14 protein-coding genes are annotated in these 13,115 nt (G+C 69.9%); 12 read left to right on the top strand and 2 right to left on the bottom strand.

Going from position 1 to position 13,115, the window contains the following annotated elements; all coding sequences use genetic code 11:
• Nucleotides 1–112 precede the first annotated feature (112 nt).
• A complete protein-coding gene (locus OYT95_RS00390) occupies nt 113–769 on the top strand; it encodes a PadR family transcriptional regulator (RefSeq protein WP_112302427.1) in 657 nt (218 codons plus the stop codon).
• 98 nt (nt 770–867) lie between these two features.
• Entirely contained in the window at nt 868–1,845 is a 978-nt protein-coding gene (locus tag OYT95_RS00385; RefSeq protein ID WP_268790583.1) for an esterase/lipase family protein, read from the top strand.
• A 60-nt stretch (nt 1,846–1,905) separates the two neighbouring features.
• Here OYT95_RS00385 and OYT95_RS00380 read toward each other — a convergent pair whose 3' ends face one another.
• Complete coding sequence (locus OYT95_RS00380) at nt 1,906–2,112, bottom strand: hypothetical protein (RefSeq protein ID WP_087555949.1); 207 nt, start codon at nt 2,110–2,112, stop codon at nt 1,906–1,908.
• 249 nt (nt 2,113–2,361) lie between these two features.
• On the opposite strand from OYT95_RS00380, the gene fmt reads away from it, so the two are divergent.
• From fmt to OYT95_RS00365, 3 genes are all read left to right on the top strand, one after another.
• Complete coding sequence (gene fmt / locus OYT95_RS00375; protein ID WP_037237849.1) at nt 2,362–3,285, top strand: methionyl-tRNA formyltransferase; 924 nt, start codon at nt 2,362–2,364, stop codon at nt 3,283–3,285.
• Complete coding sequence (locus OYT95_RS00370; protein WP_037237834.1) at nt 3,282–4,709, top strand: RsmB/NOP family class I SAM-dependent RNA methyltransferase; 1,428 nt, start codon at nt 3,282–3,284, stop codon at nt 4,707–4,709. Before fmt ends, OYT95_RS00370 begins: the two co-directional genes overlap by 4 nt.
• Before the next feature lie 129 nt (nt 4,710–4,838).
• Nucleotides 4,839–5,696, top strand: a complete 858-nt coding sequence (locus OYT95_RS00365; RefSeq protein WP_268790581.1) for a mycofactocin-coupled SDR family oxidoreductase — start codon at nt 4,839–4,841, stop codon at nt 5,694–5,696.
• Nucleotides 5,697–5,757: 61 nt separating this feature from the next.
• Here OYT95_RS00365 and OYT95_RS00360 read toward each other — a convergent pair whose 3' ends face one another.
• On the bottom strand, nt 5,758–6,096 hold the full coding sequence (locus tag OYT95_RS00360) for an MmcQ/YjbR family DNA-binding protein (RefSeq protein ID WP_037237830.1): 339 nt from the start codon (nt 6,094–6,096) through the stop codon (nt 5,758–5,760).
• Nucleotides 6,097–6,154: 58 nt separating this feature from the next.
• Here OYT95_RS00360 and rpe point away from each other — a divergent pair, with 58 nt between their 5' ends.
• The 7 genes from rpe to uvrC all read left to right on the top strand — a co-directional run bounded on the left by rpe (nt 6,155) and on the right by uvrC (nt 13,080).
• Nucleotides 6,155–6,838, top strand: coding sequence for a ribulose-phosphate 3-epimerase (gene rpe / locus OYT95_RS00355; RefSeq protein WP_037237828.1), 684 nt, complete (start codon nt 6,155–6,157; stop codon nt 6,836–6,838).
• Between the two features lie 29 nt (nt 6,839–6,867).
• On the top strand, nt 6,868–7,920 hold the full coding sequence (gene ribD / locus OYT95_RS00350; protein WP_037237826.1) for a bifunctional diaminohydroxyphosphoribosylaminopyrimidine deaminase/5-amino-6-(5-phosphoribosylamino)uracil reductase RibD: 1,053 nt from the start codon (nt 6,868–6,870) through the stop codon (nt 7,918–7,920).
• An 11-nt stretch (nt 7,921–7,931) separates the two neighbouring features.
• The gene (locus OYT95_RS00345; RefSeq protein ID WP_005241761.1) at nt 7,932–8,540 is read left to right on the top strand and encodes a riboflavin synthase; all 609 of its coding nucleotides are present in this window, start codon (nt 7,932–7,934) and stop codon (nt 8,538–8,540) included.
• Between the two features lie 80 nt (nt 8,541–8,620).
• Nucleotides 8,621–9,874, top strand: a complete 1,254-nt coding sequence (locus OYT95_RS00340) for a bifunctional 3,4-dihydroxy-2-butanone-4-phosphate synthase/GTP cyclohydrolase II (protein ID WP_009480441.1) — start codon at nt 8,621–8,623, stop codon at nt 9,872–9,874.
• A complete protein-coding gene (ribH, locus tag OYT95_RS00335) occupies nt 9,871–10,362 on the top strand; it encodes a 6,7-dimethyl-8-ribityllumazine synthase (protein ID WP_005241766.1) in 492 nt (163 codons plus the stop codon). The genes OYT95_RS00340 and ribH overlap by 4 nt, the downstream gene beginning before the upstream one ends.
• Before the next feature lie 13 nt (nt 10,363–10,375).
• On the top strand, nt 10,376–10,828 hold the full coding sequence (locus tag OYT95_RS00330; protein ID WP_037237822.1) for a PH domain-containing protein: 453 nt from the start codon (nt 10,376–10,378) through the stop codon (nt 10,826–10,828).
• Nucleotides 10,829–10,896: 68 nt separating this feature from the next.
• A complete protein-coding gene (uvrC, locus tag OYT95_RS00325) occupies nt 10,897–13,080 on the top strand; it encodes an excinuclease ABC subunit UvrC (RefSeq protein ID WP_268790580.1) in 2,184 nt (727 codons plus the stop codon).
• The last annotated feature ends 35 nt before the right edge of the window (nt 13,081–13,115 follow it).

Raw genomic sequence — 13,115 nt, 5'->3', positions numbered from 1 at the left:
CAGCGCCCTCGGGTCCGGGGGCCGATTTGACCACCGTCACAGATAAGGGTCTTGCCGACACCCTATTGACGATATATCGTTGATGCATCAGCGATACAGAAGGAGGCTGATGATGGAAGACTTCCATTTCGAACACAGGGGTCCCCGACGGGACCGATTCACACGCGAACGGACGGGACGGCCCGAGGGGCCCCACCGTCACGGGCACCGGCGAGGACGCTTCGGCCCCGAGGGTGATCCCGGCTTCGGCCCGGGAATGCACTTCGGTCGCGGACGCGGACGGGGTGGTAGGGGACGGCGCGGCGATGTCCGCTCCGCGATCCTGCTGCTGCTCACCGAGGAGCCGATGCACGGCTACGAGTTGATTCAGCAGATCGTCGAACGCAGCGACGGGGTGTGGAAGCCCAGTCCCGGTTCGATCTACCCCGCGCTGTCACAGCTCGAGGACGAGGGTCTGGTGCTCATCGAGAAGGTGGCGGGCCGCAAGACCGCGCGCCTGACGGACGAGGGCAAGGCCTTCGTCGAAGCGAACAAGACCGAACTCGGCACCCCGTGGGACGACGTGCGAGAGAGCGTCGGCCGTCCCGCCGAGGACCTGCGGGGTCTGATCGGGCTGCTGATGGGTGCCGCCGGGCAGGTCGCCGCGGTCGGTGACGACGAACAGGTCCGGCGTGCCGGCGAGATTCTCACCGAGGCGCGCCGCGCGATGTATCGCCTTCTCGCGGAGGACGATCGGAACGAAACCGGCAAGGATGAGACCGACTCGTAGGGCGTCACCGCTCACCGCGGGCCCGCCGTCTCGACGCGACAGCGCGTGCACATTCTGGGAAGGTTCACAGATATGCCGCGGCGAAGTCGGGAGAGATCATGAGGTTTCGGGGTGCCGGTGCGGTCGTCGCGGGTGTCGTCCTGCTGATGTCCGGCGCAGTGTCCACCGCCCAAGCGGACGACGCCTCACCGCCCCAGCCCGTCGTCCCCGCCACCGCCGGGCTTCCCCAGAGCGGCCGTAGTTCCGCCGCCGCGTACGCGCACGAGCACCCGGGCAGCGCACCCGCAGGATCGAACGACTTCTCCTGCACACCCTCCCCGGATCACCCCGAGCCGGTGGTGCTCGCGCACGGCACCGACGCCAGCGCCTACGCGGACTGGGCCGCCCTGTCGCCGATTCTCGCCGCAGACGGTTACTGCGTGTTCGCGCTCAACTACGGCGGAGCGCCGGGTGCCGATTCGTACGGCACCGAGGACATCGTCGCGAGCGCGGAGGAGTTCGGCCGGTTCGTCGACCGGGTCCGCGCCGCGACCGGCGCCGACAAGGTCGACGCCGTCGGATACTCGCAGGGTGCGAACGTCACGCGGTACTACGTCAACAAGCTCGGCGGCGCCCCGTTCGTCGACCACTGGGTCGGACTGGCATCGCCCAGCTACGGGGGAGTGATGTACGGCCTCGTTCCGGTCGTGCAGGCGCTCCCCGGCGGACCGGACTTCGCCCGCACGGTGACGTCGGTGGCCGTCAGTCAGCAGATGCAGGGCTCGCCGTTCATGAACTCCCTCAACGCGGGCGGTGACACCGTGCCCGGCGTCTCGTACACGACGATCGGGTCTCGGTACGACGAGATGATCCAGCCGTACACGAACATGGCGCTCCACGGCGCCGGGGCGGTCAACATCCTGATCCAGGATCGATGCCCCCAGGACGGCACCGGACATTTCCAGGCGCCCTACGATCCGTTCGCGCTCGACCTCGTCCGAGCGGCGCTCGACCCCGACGCGACACCGCTGGCTCGGTGCGAGTTCGTCCCGGTCGGCGCCGGCATTCCCCAGGTGATCCTGGACAGCAACCGGTAGCCCGGCACATGAAGCGGGGAGCCGTGCACCCGCACGGCTCCCCGCTTCTGCGTGTGTGTGCTACTCCGCCAGCTTCGCGACGGCCTGCGCCCACAGGAAGTACTTGTTGGTGCCGAGGTCCTTGACGGTCTTGATGTTGAACGCGGCCGCGAGGTGTTCGGCGTCGGAATCGCTCACGCCCTGCAGGGCGGCGACGGGGGCACTGGCCAGTTCCTCGACGGGCTTCGTCTCGTATGCCTTGTCGAACTTGCTCTCAATTCCTGCCATCGTGACCTCCAGAGGTTCGAAAACGGGACACCGGCCCGACCGTTCGCGCCGGCCTCAGAACAGTCAATACCCGTCCGCCGTCGCTGTGTGCGGTTCTGCGGAATCGATTCGCCGACTGTTCGCCGAGTGTTATGGCCCGGGTTCGACTCCCTAGACTGGTCGGCACATCGTCGATCAAAGGGGAGCTTTCTTCGTGAGTATCGTTTCGGCCCGCGCAGCGGTCCACCGTCCGTCGTGTGGGTCGCCGACGTGCGCATAGTCTTCGCCGGAACCCCCGAGCCCGCCGTTCCCTCACTCGAACGCCTGATCCGTTCGCCGCGCCACGACGTCGTGGCGGTGATCACCCGCCCGGACGCGGTCGCAGGCCGCGGACGCAAGGTCGTCCGCTCGCCGATCGGTGCACTCGCCGATTCCCACGGCATCGAGGTGCTGACTCCCGAGCGGCCCTCGGAACCGGAATTCCTGGCGCGTCTCGCCGACCTCGCCCCCGAGTGCGCGCCGGTCGTCGCCTACGGGGCCCTGCTGCCGCAGAAGGTCCTCGACATCCCGGCCCACGGCTGGGTGAACCTGCACTTCTCCCTGTTGCCGGCGTGGCGCGGTGCCGCCCCCGTGCAGGCCGCGATCGGCGCGGGCGACGACATGACCGGTGCGAGCGCGTTCCGGCTCGAGGCGGGGATGGACACCGGGCCGGTCTACGGGGTGGTCACCGAGAGGATCCGCGACACCGATACCGCCGGGGATCTCCTCGGACGCCTGGCCGACAGTGGCGCGGTCCTCCTGGAGTCGGTTCTCGACGGGATCGAGGACGGCGCGATCACCGCGGTCCCGCAGTCGGCCGAGGGGGTGTCGCACGCCCCCAAGGTGACCGTCGAGGCGGCCCGGATCCGTTGGGACAGAACAGCTGCCGTGGTGGACCGGCACGTCCGGTCGGTGACCCCCGCGCCCGGCGCCTGGACCACGATCGGTGATCTGCGCGTCAAGGTCGGCCCGGTCACTCCGACGGAGGAGCGACTGGAGCCGGGGGAGATCTCCGTGACCAAGGCCGGATTCCTGATCGGCACGTCCACGGTGGCGGTGCGGCTCGACCGCATCCAGCCGCAGGGCAAGAAACAGATGGCCGCCCTGGACTGGGCGCGAGGCGCACGACTCGACGCGGAGGTACGGGCACAGTGAGCGAATCCAGAAGGCCCGCACGTCGCGGCCAGTCCGGCTCGGGGGCCCGCAACAACCGCCCCCGTCAGGCCCGCCGGCCCGACGCGTCGCAGTCCGGTCTCGACCAGCCGCGGCTCGCCGCGCGGGACGTGCTGCGCGCCGTCCGGGAACGCGATGCCTACGCCAATCTGGTGCTGCCCGGACTGCTGCGTGAGCGGCGCCTGGACGGACGCGACGCGGCCCTCGCGACGGAACTGGCCTACGGAGCCGCCCGCGCCCGGGGGCTCCTCGACGCCGTGATCGCCGACTGCGCGGGCAGGCCGATCGCCGAGATCGACGGACCGCTGCTCGACGTCCTCCAGCTGGGCGCCTACCAGCTGCTGCGCACCCGCGTCGCGCCGCACGCGGCCGTCGCCACCTCGGTCGATCTCGTGCGCGCGGAGGCGGGTCCGGGAAAGGCGGGCTTCGTCAACGCCGTGCTGCGCCGGGTGTCGGAACGGTCCGAGGCGGAATGGGTGGAGCGCCTGGCTCCCGCCGATCCGGTGGGGCGGCTGGCGTTCGAGCACGCGCATCCCACCTGGATCGCCCAGGTGTTCGCCGACGCGCTCGGTGCCGACGCCGGGGAGCTCGAGGACGTCCTCGTCGCCGACGACGCCCGGCCCGTGGTGCACCTCGTCGCCCGGCCGGGGGAGATCTCGTCGGAGGAACTCGCGCTCGCCACCGGCGGTGAGGTGGGGCGGTACTCGCCGTACGCGGTCTATCTCGACGGCGGTGATCCCGGGCTGCTCGACGCCGTCCGCGAGGGGCTCGCCGGAGTGCAGGACGAGGGCAGTCAGCTCGTCGCCCGGGCGCTCTCCCTGGCACCGCTGGACGGGCCGGACACCGGCCGCTGGCTCGACCTCTGCGCCGGCCCGGGTGGCAAGGCTGCCCTGCTGGGCGCCCTCGCCGGAATCGAGGGCGGACGCCTCGACGCCGTGGAGCCGGTGGAGCATCGCGCGGATCTGATCCGCAAGACGACCAAGGAACTTCCCGTGGACGTGCACGTCGCCGACGGGCGCGATCCCGGGCTGGACGGCGGATACGACCGCATCCTGGTCGACGCGCCGTGTACGGGATTGGGTGCGCTGCGCCGACGTCCGGAGGCGCGGTGGCGCCGCCAGCCGTCGGATGTGGCGGGTCTCGCGAAACTGCAGCGCGAACTCCTCGCGTCGGCCGTCGAGCTGGTCCGTCCGGGTGGTGTGATCCTCTACGCGACGTGTTCGCCGCATCTGTCCGAGACGGTGGCCGTGGTCGCGGATGCGGTGCGCCGCTACGGGCTCACGGCGCTCGACACGCGTGAGCTCGTTCCCGGTGTGCCGGGTCTGGGAGACGGTCCGAGCGTCCAGCTCTGGCCGCATCGGCACGGTACCGACGCGATGTTCATGGCCGCATTGCGCAAGCCGTAGGACGGTCGCCTCCCCGCTACCTGGACATCTGCCCGACTCTCGGTAGAACCTGTTTCACTTTTGCATGAAACGTGTTCTAATTCTTCTCGCGACAGAGACGTACGTCACGAAGCGAGTGGAGGACTTCAGATGAATCGGGTAGCGGGGAAGGTCGTTCTGATCACCGGAGCGGCGCGGGGGCAGGGTCGTAGTCATGCAGTGCATCTCGCCGACGAGGGCGCCGACATCATCGCCTTCGACCTCTGCGAGGACATCGCATCCAACGAGTACCCGCTGGCGACCGAGGCCGATCTCGCGGAGACGGGACGGCTCGTCGAGAAGGCGGGGCGCCGGGTCGTCACCGCCAAGGTGGACGTGCGCGACCGCGCGGCCCTGCAGCGCGAACTCGACGCCGCGGTCGCGACGCTGGGCCGGCTGGACGTCGTGGTCGCCAATGCCGGGATCGCGCCTCTCGGGAACGACGTGCCCGTCGAGGGATTCGTCGATGCGTTCGACGTCGACTTCGTCGGAGTGATCAACACCATCCACTCGGCCCTTCCGCACCTGGACGCCGGTACGTCGATCATCGCGACGGGATCGGTGGCCGGGCTGGTCCCGCAGACGGGCCTGAACGGTCAGCAGGCCCTGCAGGGGCCGGGCGGCGACGGCTACGGTCTCGCCAAGAAGATGCTGTGGACGTACACCAACTCGCTCGCGCTCACCCTGGGCCCGAAGTCCATCCGCGTCAACGCGATCCACCCCACGAACTGCAACACGGACATGCTGCAGAGCCCGCCGATGTTCCGCACGTTCCGCCCCGACCTGGAGAACCCGACCGCCGAGGACGCGAAGGTCACGTTCCCGTTCATGCAGGCGATGCCCACCCCGTGGGTCGAGCCCGAGGACATCTCGCACGCGGTGGTGTTCCTGTCGTCCGACGAGTCCCGGTTCGTCACCGGTCAGCAACTCCGGGTCGATGCGGGGGCGGGCCTCAAGCTCGGCGTCTGACGCCGATCCGATGAGGGTCCGGGCCGGTGTGCGGGCGCCGCCCGGGCCCTCGCCTTTCTCGTCAAATCTGATCGAACTGCTTGCGCAGCTTCGCCGGTGCCTTGATCCGCCAGGCGTCCTGCAGCAACTCGGTCAGCTGCGTGACGTCGACGTTCTCGAGGTCGACGAGGATCGAACCGTGACCGTCGTAGTGCGGAGTGGTGTAGAACGGCGCGCCCTGGGCCAGCAGGGCCGCCTTCTCGTCGAGGTCGCACATCACCACCAGGCCCCCGTCCGACTCGGCCCGTAACCGGGCGAGCAGCTTGCCCGCCACCTTCAGCGCCGGAGTGCGATACGAGGTGCTCTCCTGCACCTGGGGCAGGGACGCACCGATCGCCACGACGTCCGTCCAGGTCGGCATGAGCCCAGTATGGACCGCGGGATCCGGCCCCGGCACGCGTACGACTAAACTGCGGCGCGTGGCAACCCCGATGATCGCACCGTCCATTCTGTCTGCCGATTTCGCGCGTCTCGCCGAGGAGGCGGCCGCGGTCGCCGGTGCCGACTGGCTGCATGTCGACGTGATGGACGCTCATTTCGTGCCGAACCTGACGCTCGGCCTTCCTGTTGTGCAGAGCCTGCTCGCGGCGACGGACATCCCGCTCGACTGCCATCTCATGATCGACGACCCCGGTCGCTGGGCGCCGCCCTACGCGGAGGCGGGCGCGCACAACGTCACGTTCCACGCGGAGGCGACCGACGACCCCCGATCCGTGGCCCGCGACATCCGCGCCGCCGGGGCCAAGGCCGGCCTCAGCGTCAAGCCCGGCACGCCGATCGAGCCGTACCTCGAGATCCTGAAGGACTTCGACACCCTTCTCGTCATGAGCGTCGAGCCCGGCTTCGGTGGTCAGTCGTTCATCCCGGAGGTGCTGTCGAAGGCGAAGGCCGTCCGCCGTCTCGTCGACTCCGGTGAGCTGCGGCTGGTCGTGGAGATCGACGGCGGCATCAACGCCGACACCGTCGAGGCCGCCGCCGAGGCGGGCGTCGACTGCTTCGTCGCCGGGTCCGCCGTCTACGGCACGAGCGATCCCGCGGAGGCCGTGCGCGCCCTGCGCGCCAGCGCCGCCACGGCGTCGCCGCACCTGAGCCTGTCGCGGTAACGGCGCTCCGGCACATCGTGAACTCCCACGTGCGGCACGAGAATTCGGCTGCGGACCTCGACGCCGCGATGCAGATCGCCATCGGCGCCGCGGAGTCGGCGCGCGGGTTCACCAGCCCCAATCCGGCGGTCGGCGCGGTGGTCCTCGATTCCGCCGGGCGCATCGCCGGTGTCGGGATGACGCAGCCTCCCGGCGGTCCGCACGCGGAGGTCGTCGCACTGCGGGAGGCGGGGGACGCCGCCCGCGGCGGCACCGCCGTCGTCACGCTGGAACCGTGCAACCACCACGGGCGGACCGGGCCGTGTTCGCAGGCGCTCCTCGATGCCGGCGTGGTCGCGGTGCACTATGCGGTGGGCGATCCGAACCCCGAGGCCGCCGGCGGCGCGGAAACCCTCGTCTCGGCCGGTGTCGAGGTGACGTCCGGGCTGCGGGCCCAGGACGTCGAACGCGGGCCGCTCCGGGCCTGGCTGCACCGGCAGCGCACCGGACGGCCGCACGTGACCTGGAAGTACGCGGCCACCCTGGACGGGCGCAGCGCCGCCGCCGACGGCACCAGCCAGTGGATCACCGGTCCCGAGGCCCGGGAACGCGTCCACGCCGACCGGGCGAAACTCGACGCGATCGTGGTCGGCACCGGGACGGTGCTCGCCGACGACCCGCGGCTGACCGCCCGGATGCCCGACGGATCGCTCGCGGCGCACCAGCCGGTGCGCGTCGTCGTCGGACTCGGCGACATCCCGGCGGACGCCCGGGTCCTCGACGACTCCGCGCCCACCCTGCTGTTGCGCACACGCGACGTGGACGAGGTCCTCGCCGCTCTCGCCGAGTACACCGATGTGCTGCTCGAGGGCGGGCCGCGGCTGGCGGGCGCGTTCCTCGCCGCGGGCCGGGTCGACCGCATCCAGGCGTACCTCGCCCCGCTGGTCCTCGGCGCCGGCACGTCCGCGGTCACGGAGGCGGGTGTGCACACGATCGGCGGTGCGCTGCGGTTCCGTCACGAGTCGGTCGAAACAATCGGCCCCGATTTGTTGTTGAGTCTGGTTCCAGCAGTGTCCGATAACCCTGACAGTCACCGAACGTAGGAGTAGCCACAGTGTTCACCGGGATCGTCGAAGAGTTGGGTGAGGTCGTCGCCAAGGAGGAACTGGCCGACGCCGCACGGTTCACCGTCCGTGGTCCGGTCGTGACTTCCGACGCGTCGCACGGTGATTCGATCGCGGTGAACGGGGTGTGCCTGACCGTCGTGGAGGTGTTGGCCGACGGTTCCTTCACGGCCGATGTCATGCAGGAGACGCTGAACCGGTCGAGCCTGCAGAAGATCGACGTGGGCAGCCGCGTCAACCTCGAGCGGGCCGCCGCCCTGAACAGCCGCCTCGGCGGCCACCTCGTCCAGGGTCACGTGGACGGCACCGGGCACATCATCAGCCGCAGCCCGTCCGAGAACTGGGAGGTCGTGCGCATCGCGCTGCCCGACGCGATCTCCCGGTACGTCGTGGAGAAGGGCTCGATCACCGTCGACGGTGTGTCGCTGACGGTCTCGGCTCTCGGTGGTGAACGTGGCGAGGAATACTTCGAGATTTCACTCATCCCGACCACGCTGCAATTGACCACGCTCGGGGCGGCGTCCGTCGGGACGCCCGTCAACCTCGAGGTCGACGTGATTGCGAAGTATGTGGAGCGGCTGCAAGCGGCCGGCCGCTGAGTCGTACTGTTGAGGAGCATCCCACGGATGCATCCGTTGTATTCGAAGATGCCTAAGTCAAGACTTTGGAGACCGAGCACGTGACCAGGTTCGACAGTATCGAGCGCGCCGTTGCGGACATCGCCGCAGGCAAGGCAGTCGTCGTCGTCGACGACGAAGACCGCGAGAACGAGGGAGACCTCATCTTCGCCGCGGAGAAAGCCACCCCCGAGTTGGTTGCCTTCATGGTTCGATACACGTCCGGCTATCTCTGTGTGCCGCTCGACGGCGCCGACTGCGACCGCCTCGGTCTGCCTCCGATGTACGCCACCAACCAGGACAAGCACGGCACCGCGTACACCGTGACCGTCGACGCCCGCGAGGGCATCGGCACCGGTATCTCCGCGTCCGACCGCGCCGCCACCATGCGGTTGCTGGCCGACCCGTCCAGCGGCGCCCAGGACTTCACCCGGCCCGGCCACGTCGTGCCGCTGCGCGCCAAGGAGGGCGGCGTGCTGCGCCGTCCCGGCCACACCGAGGCCGCCGTCGACCTCGCCCGGATGGCCGACCTGCGGCCGGCGGGTGTGATCTGCGAGATCGTCAGCCAGAAGGACGAGGGCCACATGGCCCAGACCGACGAGCTGCGGGTCTTCGCCGACGACCACAACCTTGCCCTGATCTCCATCGCCGACCTCATCGCGTGGCGTCGCAAGCACGAGAAGCACGTGGAGCGGGTCGCGTCCGCGCGGATCCCCACCCGGCACGGCGAGTTCACGGCCGTCGGCTACCGGAGCATCTACGACGACGTCGAGCACGTGGCCCTGGTCCGCGGCGACCTGCCCGGCCCCGACGGCGACGGCAGTGACGTGCTCGTGCGCGTGCACTCCGAATGCCTCACCGGCGACGTGTTCGGTTCGTTGCGCTGCGACTGCGGGCCCCAGCTCGACGCCGCCCTGGACATGGTCGCGCAGGAGGGCCGCGGTGTGGTCCTCTACATGCGCGGACACGAGGGCCGGGGCATCGGCCTCATGCACAAACTGCAGGCCTACCAGCTGCAGGACGCGGGTTCGGACACCGTCGACGCCAACCTCGAGCTCGGCCTGCCCGCCGACGCCCGCGACTACGGCATCGGCGCGCAGATCCTGGTGGATCTGGGTATCTCCTCGATGCGCCTGCTCACCAACAACCCGGCCAAGCGGGTCGGTCTCGACGGGTACGGACTGCAGATCACCGAGCGGGTGTCGATGCCGCTGCGGGCGAACGCCGAGAACCTGACGTACCTGCGCACGAAGCGTGACCGCATGGGCCACGACCTGATCGGGCTCGACGACTTCGAAGCGGGAGAAATGCTGTGAGTGGTGAGGGACTGCCGGAGCTGCAACTCGGCGAGGCGGGCGACCTCCGGCTCGCCATCGTCGCAGGCAGCTGGCACGCCGAGATCTCCGAGGCGCTGATCGCCGGCGCGCAGCGGGTGGCGGCCGAGGCGAACGTGAAGAACGTCACGCTGGTCCGGGTCGCCGGTGCCATCGAGCTTCCGGTGGTGGCGCAGGCCCTGGCCCGCACGCACGACGCCGTCGTCGCGCTCGGTGTCGTGATCCGCGGCGGGACCCCGCACTTCGAATATGTCTGCGACGCGGTGACGGCCGGTCTGACGCGGGTCTCGCTGGACGAGAGCACCCCGGTCGGAAACGGTGTGCTCACCACGGACACCGAGCAGCAGGCAGTCGACCGCAGTGGCCTGCCCGGCTCCGTCGAGGACAAGGGCGGTCAGGCGTGCGCGGCCGCGCTCGACACCGCTGTCACGCTGGCACGACTGCGCCGCGCCGAGGAGTCCTTCGTATGATCCGGCTCCAGTCATGACCACTCCGCAATCCGAGTGGACACTCGTCGCGACGCCACGCAAGTCGCGGCGATACGCGATCGGTGTGGCGACCTTACTCGTCGTCGTGCATGTGACGTTCGCAATCCTGCTGCGCGGCGATTCGACGGGTGTGTACTTCCGCCTCGCCGACCAGCTGGCATTCGCGGGCATCGGCTGCCTCCTCGCGGCAGCGGTCCTGCTGCTGACCCGGCCCAGGGTGCGGGTCGGGCCCCGCGGCATCGCCGTGCGCAACGTCCTCGGGGAGCGCATCGTCGACTGGGACCTGTACGAGGGGTTGTCCTTCCCCGACGGCGCGGCGTGGGCCCGGATCGAGCTACCCGACGACGAATACCTGGCCGTGATGGCCATCCAGTCGAACGATCGCGAATACGCCGTGGACGCCGTCGACCGCTTCCGCGCGCTCGCGTCGGAGTACGCACCGTCCTAACCCGGGGGTCGGCCCTCCGCGACGTCGCGGATGCGGGGTTGGTCGGTGGCGCCGACTAACGTGGAGGGGTGCCCGATCCTTCGACATATCGCCCCGCGACCGGAACTGTTCCGGTCGATCCGGGGGTGTACAAGTTCCGCGATCCGCACGGCCGGGTCATCTATGTCGGGAAGGCGAAGAGTCTTCGATCACGGCTGAATTCCTATTTCGCCGACGTCTCGACGCTGCACCCGCGCACCCGCCAGATGGTGACCACGGCCGGCAGCGTCGAGTGGACCGTGGTGAGCACCGAGGTCGAGGCTCTCCAGCTCGAGTACAACTGGATCAAGGAATTCGATCCCCGGTTCAACGTCCGCTACCGCGACGACAAGACGTACCCGGTTCTCGCGGTCACCCTGAACGAGGAATACCCCCGGCTGTTCGTCTACCGCGGGCCCCGGCGCAAGGGTGTCCGCTACTTCGGTCCCTACTCGCACGCGTGGGCCATCCGCGAAACCCTCGACCTGCTGCTGCGGGTGTTCCCCGCCCGCACCTGCTCGGCCGGGGTGTTCAAGCGTCACAACCAGATCGGCCGTCCCTGCCTGCTCGGCTACATCGACAAGTGCTCCGCGCCGTGCGTCGGACGCGTGTCCGCGGCCGAACACCGCAAGATCGTCGAGGACTTCTGCGACTTCCTGTCGGGACGCACCGACAAGCTGGTCCGGCAGCTCGAGGCCCGGATGCAGGAGGCGTCGGAAGAACTCGACTTCGAGACGGCGGCGCGGCTGCGCGACGACGTGGGCGCGTTGCGGCGAGCGCTCGAGAAGCAGGCCGTCGTGCTCGGTGACGGCACCGACGCCGACGTCGCCGCGTTCGCGACCGACGAGCTCGAGGCCGCGGTCCAGGTCTTCCACGTCCGGGGTGGCCGCGTGCGCGGTCAGCGCGGCTGGGTGGTCGAGAAGGCCGGCGACGTCATCGACTGGGCCAGCGTCGATTCCGAGGCGGGATCGGACCTGCCGCTGCTCGTGGAGCAGTTCCTCACCCAGTTCTACGGTGAGCAGGCGGCGCTGTCGGGCGCGACCGACCAGGAGGCCGGCACCAGCGGCGTGCCGCGGGAGGTCCTGGTGCCCGTGCTGCCGCCCGATGCCGAACAGGTGCAGGAGTGGCTCAGCGGTCTCCGCGGATCCGCGGTCCGCCTCCGCGTGCCGCAGCGCGGCGACAAGAAGGCTCTCGCCGAGACCGTGCAGCGGAACGCGATGGAGGCATTGCAGCAGCACAAGCTGCGCCGCGCCGGCGACTTCACGTCGCGGTCGGCGGCCCTGCAGGGCATCCAGGAGGCCCTCGACCTGGACTCGGCGCCCCTGCGCATCGAATGCGTCGACATCAGTCATGTGCAGGGCACCGACGTGGTGGCCTCCCTCGTCGTCTTCGAGGACGGCCTTCCCCGTAAGTCCGACTATCGCCACTACGCGATCAAGGAGGCCGCGGGCGACGGTCGCTCTGACGACGTCGCCAGCATCGCCGAGGTCACCCGGCGGCGGTTCCTCCGGCACAACCGTGACGTCGGGGTGCTGCGCGCCGAAGCGGCCGGGGCGGACGCCGACCAGGTGTCGGGCGGGGACGGCGGCGACCTCGCCCCGGAGGCGGCGATCGACCCGCAGACCGGCCGGCCGCGGCGGTTCGCGTACCCACCGAATCTGTTCGTCGTGGACGGCGGGGCCCCGCAGGTGGCCGCGGCCTCGGCGGTGCTCGACGAACTGGGCATCACCGACGTCGCGGTGATCGGGCTGGCCAAGCGGCTCGAGGAGGTGTGGGTGCCGGGGGAGGAGGACCCGGTGATCCTCCCGCGCACGAGCGAGTCGCTGTACCTCCTGCAGCGGGTGCGCGACGAGGCCCACCGCTTCGCGATCACGTTCCACCGCAGCAAGCGGTCCCGCCGGATGACGGCGTCCGCACTCGACTCCGTCCGCGGGCTCGGTGAGACCCGGCGCAAGGCCCTGGTGACGCATTTCGGTTCCGTCGCCCGACTCAAGCAGGCCTCCGTCGAGGAGATCACCGCGGTCCCCGGCATCGGAACGGCCACGGCGAAAGCGGTACTCACCGCTCTCGGGGCGGAGGAACCGTCTGCGGACGTCGCGGGAGTGGGGGATGATGAACCAGATCGGAACGGGCCGGGCACCGCAGATCATAACGGCGCGGATCTTCCCCGCGAACCGGTAGCACAGCACGGCCAGGCAGCACAGAGCGCTTCGCAACGGACAGGTGTCGAGTGAACGAGCAGCACGCGCAGAGCGACCGTCCACCCACG

Origin of the sequence: Rhodococcus sp. JS3073, from assembly GCF_026810085.1 — a bacterium.
In the GTDB taxonomy this organism is placed as follows: domain Bacteria; phylum Actinomycetota; class Actinomycetes; order Mycobacteriales; family Mycobacteriaceae; genus Rhodococcus_F; species Rhodococcus_F wratislaviensis.
The sequence above is the reverse complement of the archived record's forward strand: the minus strand, read 5'-3'. Positions and strand labels throughout refer to the sequence as shown.

Excerpts from the sequence above, each read along its gene's own strand:
- OYT95_RS00390 (WP_112302427.1), top strand. The coding sequence starts at position 113 with ATGGAAGACTTCCATTTCGAACACAGGGGTCCCCGACGGGACCGATTC.
- OYT95_RS00385 (WP_268790583.1), top strand. The coding sequence starts at position 868 with ATGAGGTTTCGGGGTGCCGGTGCGGTCGTCGCGGGTGTCGTCCTGCTG.
- OYT95_RS00380 (WP_087555949.1), bottom strand. The coding sequence starts at position 2,112 with ATGGCAGGAATTGAGAGCAAGTTCGACAAGGCATACGAGACGAAGCCC.
- OYT95_RS00365 (WP_268790581.1), top strand. The coding sequence starts at position 4,839 with ATGAATCGGGTAGCGGGGAAGGTCGTTCTGATCACCGGAGCGGCGCGG.
- OYT95_RS00360 (WP_037237830.1), bottom strand. The coding sequence starts at position 6,096 with ATGCCGACCTGGACGGACGTCGTGGCGATCGGTGCGTCCCTGCCCCAG.
- OYT95_RS00330 (WP_037237822.1), top strand. The coding sequence starts at position 10,376 with ATGACCACTCCGCAATCCGAGTGGACACTCGTCGCGACGCCACGCAAG.